General features: G+C 40.8%; 16 protein-coding genes and 1 pseudogene. 8 read left to right on the top strand and 9 right to left on the bottom strand.

What is annotated here, in order from left to right; genetic code table 11:
- Positions 1–316, top strand: a 316-nt coding sequence (locus Xinn_RS23365; protein ID WP_211285986.1) for a transposase, incomplete at its 5' end; no start/stop codon positions are given.
- Between the two features lie 230 nt (positions 317–546).
- Here Xinn_RS23365 and Xinn_RS00770 read toward each other — a convergent pair.
- A complete protein-coding gene (locus Xinn_RS00770) occupies positions 547–1,029 on the bottom strand; it encodes an NUDIX hydrolase (protein WP_086953176.1) in 483 nt (160 codons plus the stop codon).
- A 443-nt stretch (positions 1,030–1,472) separates the two neighbouring features.
- On the opposite strand from Xinn_RS00770, the gene Xinn_RS00765 reads away from it, so the two are divergent.
- Entirely contained in the window at positions 1,473–1,640 is a 168-nt protein-coding gene (locus Xinn_RS00765; protein ID WP_086953177.1) for a YhfL family protein, read from the top strand.
- A gap of 181 nt (positions 1,641–1,821) precedes the next feature.
- Here Xinn_RS00765 and Xinn_RS00760 read toward each other — a convergent pair.
- The 5 genes and pseudogenes from Xinn_RS00760 to Xinn_RS00740 form a co-directional block, all read right to left on the bottom strand.
- Positions 1,822–1,905: pseudogene (locus Xinn_RS00760) on the bottom strand (cupin domain-containing protein); the annotation flags it as partial.
- A gap of 75 nt (positions 1,906–1,980) precedes the next feature.
- Positions 1,981–2,886, bottom strand: a complete 906-nt coding sequence (gene kdoO / locus Xinn_RS00755) for a Kdo hydroxylase KdoO (RefSeq protein WP_086956414.1) — start codon at positions 2,884–2,886, stop codon at positions 1,981–1,983.
- A 195-nt stretch (positions 2,887–3,081) separates the two neighbouring features.
- Positions 3,082–3,483 (bottom strand): amino acid-binding protein, encoded by a 402-nt coding sequence (locus Xinn_RS00750; protein WP_086953178.1) that lies wholly within the window; start codon positions 3,481–3,483, stop codon positions 3,082–3,084.
- Between the two features lie 241 nt (positions 3,484–3,724).
- Positions 3,725–4,204, bottom strand: coding sequence for an IS630 family transposase (locus Xinn_RS00745; protein ID WP_211285988.1), 480 nt, complete (start codon positions 4,202–4,204; stop codon positions 3,725–3,727).
- 31 nt (positions 4,205–4,235) lie between these two features.
- Positions 4,236–4,559 carry an IS630 transposase-related protein gene (locus Xinn_RS00740; protein WP_086953180.1) on the bottom strand — a complete coding sequence of 108 codons (324 nt, stop codon included), beginning with the start codon at positions 4,557–4,559 and terminating at the stop codon, positions 4,236–4,238.
- 155 nt (positions 4,560–4,714) lie between these two features.
- On the opposite strand from Xinn_RS00740, the gene Xinn_RS00735 reads away from it, so the two are divergent.
- The 3 genes from Xinn_RS00735 (at position 4,715) to Xinn_RS22595 (ending at position 6,560) form a co-directional block, all read left to right on the top strand.
- Entirely contained in the window at positions 4,715–5,092 is a 378-nt protein-coding gene (locus Xinn_RS00735; RefSeq protein ID WP_086953181.1) for a pyrimidine dimer DNA glycosylase/endonuclease V, read from the top strand.
- 338 nt (positions 5,093–5,430) lie between these two features.
- Positions 5,431–6,297, top strand: coding sequence for an alpha/beta fold hydrolase (locus tag Xinn_RS00730; RefSeq protein ID WP_244590105.1), 867 nt, complete (start codon positions 5,431–5,433; stop codon positions 6,295–6,297).
- The gene (locus Xinn_RS22595) at positions 6,294–6,560 is read left to right on the top strand and encodes an alpha/beta fold hydrolase (protein WP_244590104.1); all 267 of its coding nucleotides are present in this window, start codon (positions 6,294–6,296) and stop codon (positions 6,558–6,560) included. Before Xinn_RS00730 ends, Xinn_RS22595 begins: the two co-directional genes overlap by 4 nt.
- Positions 6,561–6,708: 148 nt before the next feature.
- Here the strand turns inward: Xinn_RS22595 and Xinn_RS00725 are convergent, their stop codons facing one another.
- Together Xinn_RS00725 and Xinn_RS00720 are read right to left on the bottom strand one after the other, a co-directional pair.
- On the bottom strand, positions 6,709–7,887 hold the full coding sequence (locus Xinn_RS00725) for an FAD-dependent monooxygenase (protein ID WP_086953182.1): 1,179 nt from the start codon (positions 7,885–7,887) through the stop codon (positions 6,709–6,711).
- On the bottom strand, positions 7,872–15,194 hold the full coding sequence (locus Xinn_RS00720; protein ID WP_086953183.1) for an amino acid adenylation domain-containing protein: 7,323 nt from the start codon (positions 15,192–15,194) through the stop codon (positions 7,872–7,874). The genes Xinn_RS00725 and Xinn_RS00720 overlap by 16 nt, the downstream gene beginning before the upstream one ends.
- A gap of 324 nt (positions 15,195–15,518) precedes the next feature.
- Here Xinn_RS00720 and Xinn_RS00715 point away from each other — a divergent pair, with 324 nt between their 5' ends.
- From Xinn_RS00715 to Xinn_RS00705, 3 genes are all read left to right on the top strand, one after another.
- Positions 15,519–16,496 carry a methyltransferase gene (locus Xinn_RS00715; protein ID WP_086953184.1) on the top strand — a complete coding sequence of 326 codons (978 nt, stop codon included), beginning with the start codon at positions 15,519–15,521 and terminating at the stop codon, positions 16,494–16,496.
- Between the two features lie 90 nt (positions 16,497–16,586).
- Positions 16,587–17,057 (top strand): cyanase, encoded by a 471-nt coding sequence (cynS, locus tag Xinn_RS00710; RefSeq protein WP_086953185.1) that lies wholly within the window; start codon positions 16,587–16,589, stop codon positions 17,055–17,057.
- A 148-nt stretch (positions 17,058–17,205) separates the two neighbouring features.
- Complete coding sequence (locus Xinn_RS00705; protein ID WP_086953186.1) at positions 17,206–17,985, top strand: class I SAM-dependent methyltransferase; 780 nt, start codon at positions 17,206–17,208, stop codon at positions 17,983–17,985.
- A 35-nt stretch (positions 17,986–18,020) separates the two neighbouring features.
- Here the strand turns inward: Xinn_RS00705 and Xinn_RS00700 are convergent, their stop codons facing one another.
- Positions 18,021–19,424 (bottom strand): porin family protein, encoded by a 1,404-nt coding sequence (locus Xinn_RS00700; protein WP_086953187.1) that lies wholly within the window; start codon positions 19,422–19,424, stop codon positions 18,021–18,023.
- Positions 19,425–19,509 lie beyond the last annotated feature (85 nt).

Below are 19,509 nucleotides of genomic sequence, written 5' to 3'. Positions count from 1 at the left end.
ATTCATTGCCGAAGCCTGTGGTCTTAATGAGGGACTGGGAGTGAAAGGCCAGTGGGGAACGCTTCAATCCATGGAGACACGCATGCAGTTTCTATCAGACCCGACACATCGGATCCGATTCGTTTATACCCCCAAACACGCTTCCTGGTTAAATCAAATTGAATGTTGGTTCAGTCTGGTCTCCCGACATTTGCTCAGGCGGCTTTCCGTCAGCAGCAAAGCGATATTACGGACATGCATTTTAAAATATATCGAATATTACAACCGGGTATTAGCTAAACCTTTTAAGTGGCTTTACCGTGGGAATACAAAGTGATGTCATTAATTGCAGAATACACCACTAGTTAGGGGGTGATAACTGAAAGGTCGGTGCAGGGATTCGCATAATCCACCTTATGTCTAAATTGCTGGGCTGCCATGCGATATTTTGACAGCCCGCAATTTAACATAAGGCGGTTCGAGATTATGCGAACCTTTATTGTAGAGGCTCAATGCTAATGTATAATCCTGGCTCAATCTAAATGTCAGCATATGCTTTGGTTTGATCTAAGTTAGATGTCTGTCGTGTATAAGTTTGATATCACCAAATACATTTGAAGATATTATTTTTGTAATATCTGAAGGATATATTATCTCCTGTGTTTGAATCAGTTCTTTCAGCCCCCACCAATGGTGGTGATGGATAACTGATTTTTCGTTATCAGTCCATCCATTAGTGTTTATCTCTTCTTCATCGGATAACACTATAAAAAAACGCTCTTTTGCCAGGACTATTTCTCCACTGGGGAGCGCCATTTCAAAAGCTCTCTGCGCAACATATTTCCCGACATCATCCCGAATAATGCCCGTTTCTTCTTTCAGTTCTCTGATAGCAGCCTGTTCAAAAGACTCATCATGTTCAACACCGCCACCGGGTGTAGCCCAGTAAGACTTACCTGCCAACGCATCGTTTGTATGTACAAAACGAAACAACAACACCTGTCTGGACGAATTAACAATAAGTAACCTAGCTGAACACCGAACACGCATACCTTACATATTCCTGCTGAAAAATATGTCCAGTTTAGACAATCAGTGAATGTAAAGTAAAATTTTTCTGCTTTAACAGTCAAGGTCAGTTGCTTCGATAATATTATCTATCACCTGAATATCATCTGAATATTGGCTTTATTATCTTATTTTAATTGCCCAATAAACCTATATTTCTGCAAAAAAGAAAATCTGATGTTGGCATTATCCTATTTTTGGCATCCGTACCCTACTCGATTACACCATGCTATTAACTAAATAGAGTTATTCTTAAAATCATATCAATATGAAGTTAACTACATATTTTAAAATGCCAAATTATACATATACTGGTTACAATAATACTTGAAATAATTATAAGGTTAATATAGCCTATTACGGCTAATTATTAATTTAGCTTAATTTTTAATTTGAATTAGAAAAAACAAGGTGTTATTAAGCATATGGAAAAGTTAGTTAAAATGGTAATCGTAGGCGCAGTATTGGCAACTTTGACTGCATGTACTGGCAGCGTGAAAAATAAAAAGAATGATTGTAGCTACGATTACCTGCTTCACCCAGCAGTATCTATCTCCAAAATTATTGGCGGTTGCGGTCCTGCAGCTGAATAATAAGATTATGAGTAATAATAAGACCGGATTTCCGGTCTTATTTTATCCCATAAGAATCAACTTGCGACCATTACACCAAGACTTCTACGGTCACGCCAATCATTTTCAGCATTGATTAACTGAATATTTCAATTTTCGGATTAACAATCGGTATTGAGAAATTTATATTCTATTTTTTAGATCAAATCCAGACATCATTTTCCGCAGTACGCTCCCCTCCTTCATGACCAGTATTCAATATACCTTGAGGATCAATGAGCATAACTTACAATGAATGCAAGTTGAAAAATATGGCCGGACTCCGTCCCAAAAAAACGGTTTGTCCGGCCAATCTATTTATTTACAGCAGCTTTTTACCGAGTTTACTTTCCAACACTTTTAACGGTGAATTTTCCGGTGAAACCATGTCAGATACTGGCAATAAATAAGTCTGCTCCAACATAAATTGCCCTGACATCGCAGCATGAGGTGTTTGATCTGAATAGCAAATCCAAGTACTACCAGCAGGAAACTGAACTTCCAATTGAGCACCCTGCTGCTGATATTGTTGGTTAGCTTTCATCGCATCGTGCAGCCCGAGCATCAGATGGTCATAATGGGTACGGAGGCTTTTAGTTATCCCTAATTTGTGTTGTAGCCAGCTGTTTAGCCGGGAATAACTCCGGGTCGCGGGCAGAAACTGATCGGCAATCTGGGGGAACGTCTCACCAACCCGCCAGACACGAGGTTCTCCCGACGGATTTATATTGGTGAATATTCGTAGAATACGCTGACCCTGAATAGGTCTGGAAGGAAAAGCATCTACATGTAACCGGCTGTCATCTTTACGCCAAGAGTTACCAGCTTTCCATGCCGTTACCGGATGAACCCGCAGTGAATTGACCGGTGTATGCAACACTGACGTATATGCTGGCAGAATATGCTCAATCAATTGCTGACAGTATTGGTAATAACGTTGCATCAGCGCACTCACCCGTTGTTCGTCAGCCTGTAATGCCACTCCTGTTATTGTATGTCCATCAGGGCGATAGCTGATATTCTTGCGTCCGGCTTTGACTGCATCCTCCCTGAGCAATGTTTGTTCTTCTTGCGTCAGAGGAAAACTAAGTTCTGGCAGATAGAGCACCTTGCCCTGCTCCAAAGAAACAAGTGCACTCTGCTGTACTGAATGAGGGACGACCTCAGACCAACTGTGCAATGGCAGCGTTTCAATCACTTCATTAAACTCAAGCTGCTGTCCAGCCATTATAAACCCCGCTTTTTCGACTTTTTGAATAATAAAGTCTGCTAATTCAATTAAATACATAATGAGATTATCATACTTTTTGATTATTCACGATGAATTGAATATTTTACAGTTTAGTCGCTTTATTTAATTACGTGATTAAATGGCCTTTGTTTTCCATTGACTCATTCACTCTTAACTAAAAAGTGAACAAAATCATTCAGAACCTTCAAAAGAGATATCCCATTTAATTGTGGCATTTGCGGCAAGTTCATTCTTATCAGTAAGAAGAATCAATCGGTTATTATGATCGCTGTATTGGGTAATGATATTAATACCCTCTCGTGCAATGGAATCAGCGATTTCCCCCAATTCGCCCGACCGTTCCTGATTTAGTTTTCTGATTAAAGGCTTAATTACAGCTCGTACATCTAAACCAGCATCAATAAGAACCTGACGAGCCATCCATCCATCTTCGACTAAAAAATGCGCGTGGCTTTCATTTCCTATTGTAAAAACCCCTCCACCCTCCAGACTAATACCATGTTTACCAAGTAAAGAACCGAGCAAAGCGAGAGCCCCCGGAGTATTGCTTAGAACAACGTGAATATCATACATACGAACATTTTCCTTATTTAAGATGAATAAGCCCGAAAGGCATGGGCAATAGTGTAGAGAAAAGATATGGTGATACTTCGTTGACAAACGAAATGTGGATATTTTTTGTCAGTTTCAAAGATCAGCCCCCTTCTATACCTCTTGTGAATTATTTTTGCGATCTGCTTCAAGAATCGTTCTTGATTCATCATGAGGGAATCTTTTAAAAGCACTCTCTGGGTGGCATATAGCTAAATCAATATTACTGGACATAGCTCACATGCTCTGTAAATAGCTCATCAAGAGAGCATCTTTCTCGCCTTCTTATCGCTTTTGTTTCCGCCCATTTGTTTTCGATAGGATTTAAATCTGGGCTGTAAGGGGGAAGCCATTCTAACTGGCACCCGTGATCGGCTATCGCTTGTAACGTATCACACCGTTTATGGAAAGAGGCATTATCCATCACAATCACGGCACCCTTTGGGATCTTCGGCAACAAACCTTGTGTCATCCAGGCATGAAACACATTCGCATTAATGTTTCCGGCAAACAAACTTAAGGTCACAAAGGTATTTTTAATGATGGCGCCAATGACATTAATGCGACCTTTGTGCTGCCAGTCATGTAAACCAAAACAGCGCGTCCCTTTTAACGAATAGCCATGCGTACGTGGCATGGACTGCTCAAAGCCGCTTTCGTCCAGATAAACAATCGGTTTGCCCGCCTGTTCATGATGGCGGATACGCTCGCCAAATACCTGACGTGCGTGTTCGTCAGCGGCAGGGTGTTTTAGTGTTTTTTTTGGCGGTTATTCTGAGTCGTTTCAAGGCGTAATGGATGGCGGATTGTGAGACACCCAGACGTTTTGCTCTTTCCCATTGATAATCATCAGGATAACTGTTGACATCGGCGAGCAGTGTCTCGTCACTGATTTTTGTGGGGGCTTTATCACGCGTCATACAGGGTTCTATTTTGTTGCACCACCGAAATAGGGTGCGGATAGAGACCTCAAAGTGGTCGCTGGTTTGCTCGAAGGTCAACGCATGTTTGTCTTTGTATGCCAGTACTCTTTTTCGAAAATCCAGACTGTAACCCATCTCAATTCCGCCTTGTTATTATCAGTCACAGACATTATGCCATAGTGTTGTGATTCTGCTATAGTAAGCAGATACTGCCTTATAGCCTGAGTTTTTATCTTCGACGCCTCATCTAATCAAAATGAATAACATTCAGAGGGTTTTCATTAAAAATTATGACCAGAATAAACCTTGTTTTGCCAAGTGAGTTGTGTGATCAACACTTACTTGCTGAGCATAGGGAATTAACCAGAATTCCCAATGACATAGTAAAAAGGAAAGGTAATGTCACCCTGAGCACATCAGGAAAATACATGTTAGGCAAAGGTCATGTGATTTTTTTCAGAGATAAGCTTTTATTTTTAAAGAAAAGATATGAAGCCATACATCAGGAATGTTTAAACCGGGGTTTTTCCGTGATAAATCGCTGGCCAGATGAGGTCAGTGCTTATCACCATTTGTGGAACGACTATCAAGTCACTGAGGAAGATATTGCCGTTAACATAGCAAGAATTAAGGAGCGTATGCCGATAAAACCTCGATTTTCTTTATAGTTGGATAAAAAATGGCTGAAACTCCACCAGCAATACTTTAAATTGATTCTGGCAATACCAGTTCATGCGTTTCACAAAAGTTAAAAGTATCAATATGTAAGCTCAGACGTTTCTTTAATCACTTGCTGCCAGAGGTTATGCCGGAATTCTGCAAACAGTACTTGGTTTCCATGCTGATACAGTCAGGGAGATACTTGGTGTATCAGAACAATACCAACTATTGTTAGGTATCTCGTTTGATTATGCTGATCCAAACGCTCCTACTCACGGAGCGCATTACCGTTAGTGAAAGCGTAACTTTTCACAGCTGATACAAGAGGAAGAAACAGGAGGAAAGTATGACCGAATCATTACAACATCCGGTGTTAAGTAAAACTGAATATGACGTATTGGAAATATGCCGGGAAGTTCTGCTTGTTGAATCAATGGATATTCATGATGATTTTTTCAGTCTTGGCGCGGATTCCATCTCTTTAGTTGAAATACAAATTTTCATTGAAGATAAATTAGGAAAGAAAATAGATTGGAGCGATGTTCTAAGGTTCAGGAATGTTCAATCACTTTCTGCTTTTATTGATTCCAGTTTTCGTATTCCACCTCATGATAGACAGGAAATTACATGGAATGGCGTAAAATATGCTTTTCGGATTATTGGTGATATCTATGATACTGACGTAGTCCCAAAACTTATTATCGTGGGTGGTTTTCAGGATATGTATTCGTTACCTCATCTGGAACATCTCCTCAAAGAGGACAGCCCGTTAATCTTTGTTGACCTGCCGGGAACAGGCTCTGCTGACGATATTCCCCCAAATAAAGATTTTGAATTTCTTGCGGATTGCACCCGATATATTTTAGATACCCTCTCTTTACAAACAATAAACCTCATCGGTATTTCATACGGAGGAGCTACAGCCCTTGAGTTTACCTACAAATGGCCTGAGCGCGTTAATAAATCAGTATTTATCGGTACTTCACTCACCCAACCACCTCATATTCAAGACAAGCTGAATACCGCATTAAAGTTCCTGACGGAAGGGAGTTATGAAGAGTTCACAGAAAATACTATTGCCAGTATCCTTTGCCTCGACCCTAATATCGATATCTTAGGCAGAGAAACAACACACCAGCTTTTGAAAAAACACTGCTGGAGTCAACGCATCATCATGCAGAAAGGTATAAATATCTCCAGAAGCGCCTGTTGAATCAAAGGCAATACGAAAGAGCAAGCAATTTTAACAAACCCACTTTATTCATAACCGGTGAATACGATATCATCACCCCTCCTGAAAATGTTAAACATTGTGCCTCTATTTTCCCAAACTCTCTATTTACGACAATAAAAAAATCAGATCACCTTGTAATGATAGAACGCCCTGATGTACTGACTAATATTCTTATTCAATTTTTTAATGGGAAAAATCCAATTAAAAATAATGAATTAAACAATATTGAAGTCATCAGTTAAGGTTTTAATCTCTTGGGGTTTAGCTGTATTACGAAGTTCAGACTTCGTATTTAGTATAAAGGGCTGCATTCTTACTTTAAACGCAGCCCTTGCATATCAGTTTTTCATGACAAAGATTCTTTAGCAGAAAATAGTCGTGAATAACACTTTATACGGCATAAAGAGCAAGATCTTCCACCGGAAAGTGTAAGAATTTTTCGAAGTCTTTTCTGAGCGTTTCCTCTGGCAAAGAATGTAAAGATCGCTCCCTTTCCTGACAATCTAATAAATCATATTCCTGTTCAAGATCACTTTGTGTTTTTGACGCATTAACAAACTGTTCAGCTCTCGGAATGCGAACTTTTTCGTATTGGCGCAGAGCAGCAACCGGATCTGATTGTTGCTTCAGCATATGTCCCAGAACAGCAGCATCTTCAATAGCCATTCCCGCTCCCTGCCCCAGCGTTGTAAGCATAGGATGAGCTGCATCACCTAAAAGGGTCATTCTTCCTTTTCCCCAAATCGGAGAAAAAGGCCTGTCCTGCGCAGGTACAGCAATAATATCTTCCGATGGTGTCTGCGAAATAATATCGGAAACAATTGTTGGCCAGCCCTTATAATAGGACAGAACATCCTGATTATTTCCTTGCCAATGACAGGCCTGCTCATTACTCATATTTGCAGTTCCCCACCAATAGACTTCACCTCCGCCTATATCGATCAAACCGATTCGTTTTCCCTGCCCCCAATAATGAACAACATAACCGGGTGTTATTTGCGGATGCTGATAGCGGGTGATCGCCAGCCAGCAGATATAATCAGAAGAGCGAAGTGGCTTATTCCCCTGTATATATTCCCGGACAATTGAGTGAATACCGTCAGCACCAATCAGCAGATCACCCTGCGCTTCTCTGCCGTCAGTAAAACGAACAGAAACAGCGTTATCACTTTCGATAATTTCATCTACCTTAGCATCAACATGGATAATGTTCTGATCAAGTTGCTGTAACAGAGCTTCCTGTAGTGCCTTACGTGACAGGCAGATACTATCAAATCCATTGGAAGACGAAATGTCAGGTACGGGCATTCTGCGTATAAGGTGATCTTGAATATTCCTTATTTCAAAATTTTTAACCGGAGCACCAAAGTTTTCCAATTTCAGATTAACCCCGATAGAGGATAAAGCAGCAACAGCATTGGTTATCACTGACAGGCCAGAACCGGCCGTTCGTAAAGTTGGGGCCTGCTCATAAACTTCCACCTCATACCCCAGCTTGCGTAAGACAACAGCCGTCGTTAATCCACCAATACCTGCACCAGCTATAATTACTTTCAATGGGCGAGACATATTTTCTCCGAATCCGATATAACTTGTTTTGTAGAAGATTTTTTCATTTCCTGAAGAATGACTTTTGCCACTTCCTGTACATAAGGCTCCTCCATAATTTCCAGATGATCGCCCGGTACATCAATGACATTGATATCGCCCGTTGTCTTGCTCTCCCAGCCATTTTTAGGATCACGATACTCACTTCGCACCGTATCATGCATAGAGCGCAGAATTGCAGGTAACGGCCGTATTGCATGTAATAAAGTCATACTGATATCTGCCTTATAAGCAGCATAATTCGTGGCGGCTTTCCAGTTTGTTTTATATACGTCAAATAACCGCTGTATGACGGCACGGGAACTCCCCTGAGGAATGGCACCCGTTGCGATAGCATGTTCGGTGATGTATTCGAATTGTTCCTGTAAAGAAGTCATCTGTTCCGGCAAAATCTGCTCAGGGAGTGTTGCGCCTTTATTCAGCCACAATAACTCCCAGAAGAACCATCTCAGCAAAGCTTCTTCGTTTACGGTTCCCGGAGATGTTGTATTAAGAGCAACCGTATCTAAGACAAAAAGATTGGCGACCTCTTCACCCTGCTCTTTCAACTGGCGTGTCATCTCAAATGCGACAAATCCGCCATAAGACCAGCCTCCGATTGAATATGGGCCATACGGCTGAATTTCACGGATAGCCTCCAGATAATTTGCTGCCTGCTCCTGTATACTGGTCAGCGGAATAGAGCCTGCGTCAACTCCGTGTGCCTGTAGCGCATAGAAAGGTTGATCCTCAGGGAAATACTTCACTAACCGTAAATAGGACAACACATTTCCACCCATAGGATGGACAAAAAACAGTGGTTTTTTATGGCTGGTGACAGATTTGGAAACGATATCTTTGGCAACAGTACGCATAGGGACAAGCGGGCTGAATTTGGGTTGCCCTCCCTTTTCTCTGATATGTTCAGCTAACTGAGCAACAGTCGGGTGACTGATAAAAAGAGACAGAGGCGTACTGATACCGAAATGTTTTTCAACCAGAACAACCATTCTCATGGCTGTTAATGAAGTAGCGCCGATATCAAATAAATTCTGATGAACAGATAAGGCAGGAATTTTCAGTAAGTCCGCAGCTAAATCACACAACACCTGTTCATAGCCGTCTCGTGGAGCAATATCTTCTACGCTATTATGACACTGCATAACTCTCATATTACGTAATGCTGCATCATCACGCTTTCCACTTAATGTTTTAGGCAGAATATCCAACCACACTATCTGGGAAGGCCGCATATACTCAGGCAATATGTCAGACAAATGTTGCTGTATACGCACAGTCAATGATTCGTTCTCATCGCCGATCAGGAATGCCACCAGCAAACCATCACTTTCGTCATGCTGCTGAACGACAACAGCAACGTCTTTCAGAACCTTGTCAGCACCGGGGGTATTTGATATTGCTAATTCGATTTCTGCCAGTTCAACACGATAACCACGCACTTTAACCTGAGTATCTTTGCGTCCTAAACTGATAATATTACCATCCTTGAGTTTTACACCCAGATCACCAGTACGATACAGAACCTCTTCACTGCCTTTAAGGACAATAAAACGTTCTTTGGTTAATTCTGGCTGACGATAATAACCCTGTGCAACAGGTAGACCACGGACATAAATTTCCCCCAGCTCACCAGAGGCAACTTCTTCAAACTGACTGTTAAGCAGGACAATATCTGCATTGTTGATCCCTTTACCAATGGGAGGAAGTGCCGGAAAAGAGACCGGATCACCCTGCATGGCAAATGCTGTGATAGCATGAGTTTCCGTCGGGCCGTACTGATTCTCAAGGATACCGTTATTGATCTGCCCGATAAGTAAGCGAATATCTTCAGTCACCCGAAGTTGCTCACCGGATGAAATAACGACTTTCAGATTTTTTGGGTAGGTTTTCAGCGCAACGGCGGTTTCAGCTAATTGCTGAAGTGCAACATAGGGCAGGTAAATTCTTTCTGTCTGGTAATTATTGATGGTATGCAGTAACTGCAAAGGATCACGTCGTTCTTCTTCACTGATAAGGTGTAGTTCTCCACCAGCAGCCAGCGAAGAGAAAATCTCCTGAAATGAAACATCAAAACTCAGTGGTGCATATTGTAAGGTAGAGCCAATATTTTTACCGGTCTGGGTTTCATTCTGCCAGATAACCAGATTAGACAGACTACGATGCGGCATTGCCACACCTTTAGGTTTCCCCGTTGAGCCGGATGTAAACAGTAAATAAGCCAGTTGTTCAGGAACTATTGTTGTCTCTGATGCTTCTTCCTCTGGTTCCTTTATATCCGATAAATGGCCATTTTCGGATATTAACGAATCCGCTCTTATGACAGGAATTGATGCCACGTTAAATAACGAGCCTGATTTATCATCAATAATGGCAAGTAGCGGCTGAGCCTGCTCTACCATAGCTTCAATACGTTGAACAGGATAGCTCAAATCCAACGGAAAGCAGACCCCTCCGGCTCTCATCACACCAATCAGTGATGCAATCAGTGTCGCAGAACGTTCAAGAGCAATCGCTACCGGCGTATTCCTGATAACTCCACCAGCAATCAGACTGGAAGCAATTTTCCCGGATTCTGACCACAGCTTTTTATAACTCCATTGCAGATTTTGATAGCGGATTGCTATTGCATCCGGCTGTTTACGTACATTTTCTACAATCATAGCCAGCACAGAGATAAACGTCTGAGGCACTATTTCTTTGTTTCTCTGTGTAAGCGTAAACGGCTGGCTCAGGGTTGCGGTTTGATCGCTACTACTGACCATTTTGTTCAATATGGACATATAGAGATCCATATACGTTTCTGCCTGTATCGGTGAAAATACTCTGCCATCAAAATCACAGCGCAGATAATGCTGACCGGTACTGAAATCAGTCATCACATTCAGCAACAGTTCAAAGTTAGTTTCTTCCCACGGATCAAATGCAATCAGAGATAAATCAGGCGTATCAAATACATCCTTTAATACGTGAAAGTGAATATAGTTAAACGCAGAACTTATATGCGCCCCTTCACCTGCCACTTGCCGGATAGTATTAAGCGGGTATTTACGATATGGCGCATGTTGCTGTTCAGCACTGAATACAGCATGGATACATTCTTTCCACGTTTTGTTCTGTGCAGAGAAACGTACAGGTAATGTATTGAGAAATAAGCCCAGTGTCTGTTCTGAATTCTGCGCGTCCGGCCTGCCATGAGTGACTAATCCGGTCGCAATTTCATCCTGAGCCGTCGTTTTGGCTACAGTTAAACAATGGGCAGCAAAGAATACGGATTTAACTGAAACACGTTCACGTTGTACTAAAATCGCCAGTTTTTCTTCAAGTTCACGGGAAAGCATCGCTTTTTTTGCAAAGATCCGATCTTCTGGCAGGCTGTCGTACAATCGGTAGGCAGGTAATTGAGTTCTGGGTAATTCGCTGAACCTATTTTTCCAGAACAACAGGTGTTCCTGATCCTGCAATGCGTGGAGTTCATCCTGAATATACAAAGCAGGTGATGGCAATACATCATTTTCAGAAGAATACTTTCCCTCATGCAAATAACGAGAAAAGAGTTCGCGTATTAAATTTGCCACACTGCCGCCATCCAGAATGGCGTGATGAAAACTGAACACCATCTCGATTGTACTTGAAGGAGTTGCACTTGAAGGAGTTGTATTTGAAAGTTTAGCATCTTCGGTTCTGAATAAACTGATGCGATACAATGGTGCGCAATCAAACTGATAGTTCTGACAACGCCTGTTTTCCATGTACTCCTTGATGGTTCTTTCAGCCTCAGTCTGTGTCAGTAAACTGAGATCCTGAATCTCCACAACATCATCAAGCTCGATGCTGTGATTGATAATTTGCAACGGTTCACTGAAATCAGCCAGATTAAAGTGTGAACGAAGAACAGGGTGTCTCTGGACTGTCGCTACCACACTTCGGCGAAAAATTTCAGGCTCCCACTTTCCTTTTAAGGTATAGCGGAAAACATCTTTATAAGTGGCTGAATGTTTGCTCTGCTGGCTGTGATATATCAAACCAAGCTGGAGTTGAGTCGCTGGGAATGCATCTTCATATCGGGAAAGTGCCGCGCGTTCTTTCTCTTTGACCAAAGCAAACGGAAATAGCTCAACGTGTTTTTGAACTTTACGGCCTGCATCAATCTGCTGACTCAGTTCAGATATTGTCAAATTTTGTGACAGCTCAGAAAGCGTGACATTCATTCCGGCTTTTTCAGCTTCAGAACGCACTTTCAACATCAGGATAGAATCACCGCCTAACGTGTAAAAATTATCCTGCACACTGAGTTTCTCAACCTTTAATACCCGCTTCCAGATTTCGGCCAATTGATGTTCTGTCTCGGTCTGAATACCATCAGAAACGTCCGTTTTCACCAACGCGCTATTTGCCTGATTTGCCAATGCACCCAGTGCCTGACGATCAACTTTACCGTTTGGAGTAAGAGGAATATAAGAAACGAGACAAAATTTCTGCGGAACCATGAAATCAGGTAAACATTCCAATAAAGTTTCACGCAGTTTTTCAGGAGTAAAATACCGATCATTTATCCCGTTCTGATGGATAACATAATATGCACACAGGTAATTATCACCATTACTGTTGGTTTGTGGTAAAACTTCCGCCTGACTGATCCCCTGAATACGCTCAAGCGTATTTTGTATTTCCCCAAGCTCGATGCGATTACCCCTGATTTTCACCTGATTATCAATTCGTCCCAGATATTCAATATTGCCATCAGGTAACCATCTTGCTAAATCCCCTGTGCAATACCAACGTTCATTTCCATCCAGAATGAATTTTTCGTCAGTTAGTTCCGGTTTCTTGTAATAACCACAGGCCAAACCAACGCCGCTAATCTGCAATTCACCCGCAATGCCTATTGGTTGCCGGGTATTATGCTGAGACATAATTCTCAGAGTGATATTGTTGATCGGGCATCCAATCGGAACCCTATTGATAACACTGTTATTGTCAGGAAGAATCTCAAAATACGACACATCTACGGTTGCTTCTGTCGGGCCATAGAGATTGATTAAAGCAGGAGCGTTCAGGCCCAAAACAGAAAAGATTTTACGGAACTGATTAACCCGTGTCGGAGGCAGGGCTTCACCGCTGGTGAATACACGGCGCAGGCTGGTTAACTGATTCACTAACTTTGGTTCGGCTTGCAGAACATCCAGAAAAGGCTGAAGCATAGAAGGAACAAAGTGCAATGTCGTTATGTTATGTGCACTGATGGCTTCTATTATCTCTAACGGATCTTTATGAGCACCGGGAGGTAATAAGTGAACAGAAGCCCCCGAAATTGACCACCAGAAGAGTTCCCAGACAGACACATCAAATGAAATCGGTGTCTTTTGTAATATCACATCACTGTTATTCAGCGGATAACGTTCCTGCATCCACTCAATCCGGTTTACCACAGAATTATGGTTGATCATCACACCCTTAGGTTTTCCGGTAGAGCCTGAGGTATAGATCATATATGCCAGAGAGTCGGCGGCAGACAAATTAGGCTGTTTTATATTTCCCTGCGCTGAAACATTGTTTCCGTTAATAACCGTATAATATTGCTCGCTCAAAGCGGGATTAGCCTGATCGGAAATGATGACAGTGACATCACTATCCTTCAGCATATAATTAATCCGTTCCTGCGGGTAATTAGGATCAACAGGCAGATAAGCAGCACCGGCTTTCAATACCGCGAAAATTGCCGTGAGCATTTCTGTACTGCGATCCATCAAGATAGCAACTTTGTCCCCTTTTCTTACTCCAGTTTCCAGCAAAACAGCGACCATATTGTCTATGGTGTTTTGGAACTGAAGATAAGTCAGCGCGGGTTTCCCGCCAGAGCCTGCGATAGCGATGGCTTCACCGTGTAATGCAACCCGAGTATCAAATAGCGTTGATAACGTCTCCTGTTGCGAGAATTCTGTGATTGGTCCCTGTTCAAAAAGAGCAAGCCGTGAAACTTCCTCTGCTGAGGAGAGCTGCACCTGAGAGACAGACTGTTCAGGAGATGCGATCACCTGCTCAATAATATGAGCTAAAGATGCAGTAAAGGCTTCAAATGAGTAATCTTCATCGAAAACATCCTCCGCCCCGGTAATATCCACGGCGACTTCGCTATGACTGCCGAAGCTATGAACATGAATCGCAATAGCATCATCTTCATGGGCAGTAGCAGCAGCATGGATCTCTTCATCTTTGTAGATATCATGAGAGGCCGCAGTTATGGGAGAATAATTATAAGATATTGTGACATCAAAACATTGACGTTTTGTTGCCCCCATAGATTTAAGTAATCGGCCGAGAGGAATATGTTCAAACGTTTTTAACGTTGAAATATCTGTTTTAATGCGTGCAGCCAGTTCAGTAAGCGTATCCTCTGCATTAACCCTAACAGCCAATGGCAGCGTATTAGCCCATTGCCCGGCAATATCAAGTTGATTCATACGGCGGTTAAGTAACGGAACACCAACTATTAAGCGGGTGTTATTGTGTATCCGTGATAACAAGATAGCCACAGAAACCATAACAACCTGATAAGGATTCATTCCTTGAGAAAGGATTCTCTCTACTTTAAGCGGAGGTAACAAATATCTGTGTTGTATAAAATGAGACTGACTAGTTTTCTTTTTCCGATTAAAAAAAACAGGTTCATGGCATTGAGTAAGATCAGCCAGCGCTGCTATTTGCTGTTCTATTTCTGGCTGTGATAGTATTTCTTCCCGTTCAAGGACTGCTGAAATATATTTATCGATATTGAGCGAGAGTAACTCTGTATTGCTTTCAACATTCCGATAACATTTGGCTATTTTTTTTGCTAACTGATTTATTCCCCAACCATCACAAACAATATGGTGAGCACGAATAAAAATAGCTGAATAACCATTTTTCAAATTTCGTAACAAAGCCACTTCAAGTAGTGATTTATCATTCAGATTAAAAACTCGTTCTGACCATGTTTTAAAAAGTACAGAAATGTCTTCGCCTTCAGCATTAATAATTTCTACTTGATTAATGGCTGTATTTTGTATTTGTTGATTCAATATCCCATCCTGTTCAAGGATGCGTAATTGGCATGTGACATCATAATTCAGTACATTGTTAACTGAATGTAAATATCTTTCAAAATTAATGTTTTCTTTTAATACCCTTGCTATGGAAATAGTGAATTGATTACTTTCTGGGTTGCGTTGAACTTCATAATAAATTTCTTTTTGATACTGGGTAAGAGGTACTGCTTGTAAAGTTTTCATAGCGGCTTACTGCTTACATCGTAATTCGGGTGGTTTATTTTATGAATCACATTCCACCCGACACAAGGGTTATTATTTTATATTGCATTACATTTTTCCTTCGGTATATAACAAAATTTATACTGGTAACCAAATAGCTTTTATTTTGATAAATAAAGAAAAGTTATTAAATAAATCATAAGATAACTGAACAATGAAGAATCAATGTATATTTTTATACGTAAATAATTATTATTCTTATGTTGTTATTTGATAATGAAAGAAATTCTTAAAGGGTATATTTTGTGTAAAACCAAATGATTAAATAAAAATCAGGAGAAGTAAATGATGTTATCAGAAATAACTATAGCCTATCGAAAGTCTGCTGCACTGTTTGCCTTTGTTGAAAGTAAAGCTCCATTATATTTAACCACCAATGATGGTAAGACAGTGAAAGAACTGGCTCAATTATGCCATGTTTCTGAGGACAGATTTAATCGGTTATTTCATTACATGCAAACAATAAATGTTTTAACAAAAAAAGAAGATAAATTTTACCTTACTGAACAATGTGCATCACTCAGTGACCCAAACAGCCTTGAGACACTACATATAAAATTTGAATTAAATCCAACTATTTGGAATTCTTGGTCAAAATACAATGAATCCCTGCATGAAATGAACAACAAATCGGCTTTTGAAATTAATCACCATCAGCCATATTTCGATTATATCAGCCATGAAAGTAATAAAAATATTAAAGTGATATTTGATAATTTCATGTCAAAAGTAACTGATGTAACAAATAAACCTATTATTAAAAGTATTCCTCTGCGTGGGATTAATTCACTTGTTGATATAGGTGGAGGTCTCGGTTCTTTAGCAAAAGAAATAAAAATTCACTATCCGCATATCCAGTGTTATGTCATGGATTTGTACGATTTTGACCGAAAGGAATCCGAAGGTGTGACTTTCATCAAAGGTGATTTTTTTGCTGGCATCCCTTCAGAGCACGATGCTTATTGTATAAAGAACGTATTACATAACTGGCCGGATCAGAAAGCTGTTGAAATTCTAAGAACCTGTCATAAAGCAATGAGAAAAGATTCTGTCTTATATATTATAGAAATGATTAAAGAGCCGGATGATGCAAGTTCAGCATCATTTGATTTATATATGGATATCATAGTATCGGGTAAATCACGCTATTACTCGGAGTTCGAATCAATAGCAAAACAGGCCGGTCTATCTATAACAAATAGGTACAACCTGAATTTTTCCCTGACAGGAAGTCAGCAATATATTATTGAAATGAGAAAGTAAACAACTCATAGCCCGGTTTATTATCTGGGATTCGGGTTATCTTCCTCTTTTAATTCTTTTCTGGTTCTTATTGTCATTCAGGAAAATTAAATGCAACAAACATTAACCACTCAAACATCCCGCTTGGAACTGACCGAACGTATTATTGCTGCCAAACTGGCTAAAAACCTTTCATGGGAAGAAATTGCAAATGGCACAGGAATGAGTGTTACTTTTGTTACAGCGGCTTTACTTGGGCAACATGCATTACCTATAGAGGCTGCTAGAAAAGTGGTTGAACAACTTGGGCTGAAGGATGATGCAGTAAAACTTTTACAGGCGATTCCTATGCGGGGTTCAATCCCGACAGGGATACCCACCGATCCAACCATTTATCGTTTCTATGAAATATTACAAGTCTATGGAACAACCTTAAAGGCATTAATACATGAGCAATTTGGTGATGGAATTATTAGTGCAATTGACTTTAAATTAGCTATTCAGAAAACCGAAGACCCAGCAGGCGGAAGCCGGGCTGTAATAACTCTGGATGGTAAATATTTGCCGACAAAACCATTTTAATCATGTAAATCCGATAGGCTGGTGGATGCTTCTCCGGTGAGCGAATATATAATAGAAAAGCCAGTATCAGAAAGAGTCTTAAATCAGAGCCTTTAGCCTAAGCTTATTAGGCTCTTTCATCATTTTCCTATTCAATGAGAGCTTTTTTATGACTGATTTTTTAACTGCAAACCAAATAGCTTGGGATAAACAAGCCGAAGAGCAGCATCCTTGGTCTGTTCCTGTCAGTTCTGACATGATCTCACAAGCTAAAAAAGGTGAATGGCAGGTTCATCTTACTCCGAAACCACTTCCCAAAGAATGGCTTGGTGACATTAGCCGGAAACGTATTTTATGTCTGGCATCTGCCGGGGGCCAGCAGGCGCCAATACTTGCAGCCGCTGGGGCTGAAGTCACTGTTTTTGATCTTTCCATAAAACAACTTGAGCAAGACAGGATGGTTGCAGAAAGAGATAAGATCAGACTTGAGACAGTACAGGGGGATATGCGAGATCTCAGTATATTCGCCAATGAAACATTTGATTTAATTTTCCATCCTATCTCTAATTTATATATTCCTGATGTCAATCCTGTATGGCAGGAATGCCACCGGGTTTTAAAAACAAAAGGTAAACTATTAGCAAGTTTTTTTAATCCGGTTGTCTTTGTCGGAGAGCGTAATGCAGAGCATATGCAGAAAGGAATTATCAATCCTTTGTATAAAATGCCATTTTCTGAAATTGATATTCTGACACCAGAGCAAATAACCGATAAAAACCGGAAACAAGAAGCGTTTGTTTTCGGTCACTCTTTGACTGATTTGATCGGAGGGCAGCTACGTGTTGGATTCCGGTTAATGGGTTTTTATGAGGATTGGCAACCTCATCCCCGTTTTGTCATTGAGCACTATTTACCGACTTTTATGGCAACACAGGCTATCAAGGATTAGCTGACTATTTTCTTCTGCCACACACACGTGCTCTACTAAAAATACTTTTCCAGTTGTATTTGTACTTCGTTTTTATTGTAGCTGTATAGCCAGCCTACACTGCTACGATTCCGAGTGTGACGAAACGTAATAGAGGGCGTTACTCCTAATATTTGGGCAACTGGAAATTTAGCAGAAGCCGTGTAGATTTGTTTGTTCTCTTCACGTCTGGCACCCAATAATGCGTTGTAAGCACCAAAACGTTGATGTTCCAAAGTCATAAACAGTGAACCGTCAATACCGGAAGAAAGAGGCCCGGATATCCCTGCGGTAGCCCCCCACTGTTGGTAGCGATTTGCCGGTTGTTTACTGTTCCGATAGCTCCAGTTAGTACCGCCAAACAATGTAAAACTGTGACTAATCAAATGAGAAAGAGTGAAATAAGATGAAAAGATATCACCGTTTTTCCAATGGTAAACAGGCCGATAACTAAATCGCTTATGTTCCAAATCAGTGCTGAGAACGGTGCGAGCAGTGATAGCCCATAGCCCTTCTATTCTGGCACCGACAGCGTGGTATTCGGGAGTGCCACTTTGTAGTTTATATTCAAATAAGGGAGCAATAGATAAGTCATAGTCCCTGCTTTTAAAGCTGTAGCCACCGATCAGCGAGAACGTATTTTCATTTTCGTCATGGTAATAAGGATAAAATTCACCATCAATCATTCCCCGTCCAAAAATACCATGATGCCCCGCAAGCTGGTAACGACGGCTTAATGTCCCATGATAAGCGCTTCCCCACGTTTTAATCCCTTTGGGTATTTCTCGTTCAACTTTACATTTTCCATCGATGAAAAGCAGGCATGTCGATTTCATGTTAGGAGACATATTTATATTATTATCATAGATATAACTGAGTGAAAACGAACTACGCCAGCGATCTCTCTGAGCTATTGCTTTTATATAGCCATCAATATTCTTCAGAACAATTTTAGGCAATTGCTCCTGTTTGCTTAATTCATCCATCAATTGTTTGGCTTCCCGGTTTTTTTGATCCTCAAAATAGACACGGGCTAATTCCAATTTAATACGGGTGAAATCTGGCTTTTGCCGCAGGATATTTTCATAGATGGAAGCTGCAAGAGTTAAGTTTCCTTCACTACGAGCTAGTCCACCCTGAGCAAAATTGATTAAGATAGCATCATGCCCAGGTAGTTTCTGGTAAGCCGTTAGAAACCGTTTTACGTCTGGCCATTGCTGATAATTCACCGTCAGATACAGGGCCTGTGCAATATCCCTAAGATTGTTTTCAACCTGAAATGCTTTTCCATGAATAACAATCGATGAGATATCATTTTGTGGCGAAGTCGTATTTACTCGATCCTTGGTGTAGCCTGTTGAGAAAAAAAATGATGCCAGTAGTAATACGGATAATACAGGCATCTTTCTCTGGCTGGTCATAGATAACCTCCGCTTGCATGAATCTGAATAAGACAGAAAATGAGGTAGAGGAGACGAGAAAAGATAACAATGTCATTTTGACATT

It is taken from the genome of Xenorhabdus innexi (assembly GCF_002632485.1).
GTDB lineage: Bacteria > Pseudomonadota > Gammaproteobacteria > Enterobacterales > Enterobacteriaceae > Xenorhabdus > Xenorhabdus innexi.
Note: the sequence above shows the minus strand (reverse complement) of the source record. Positions and strands in the feature narration are given on the sequence as shown.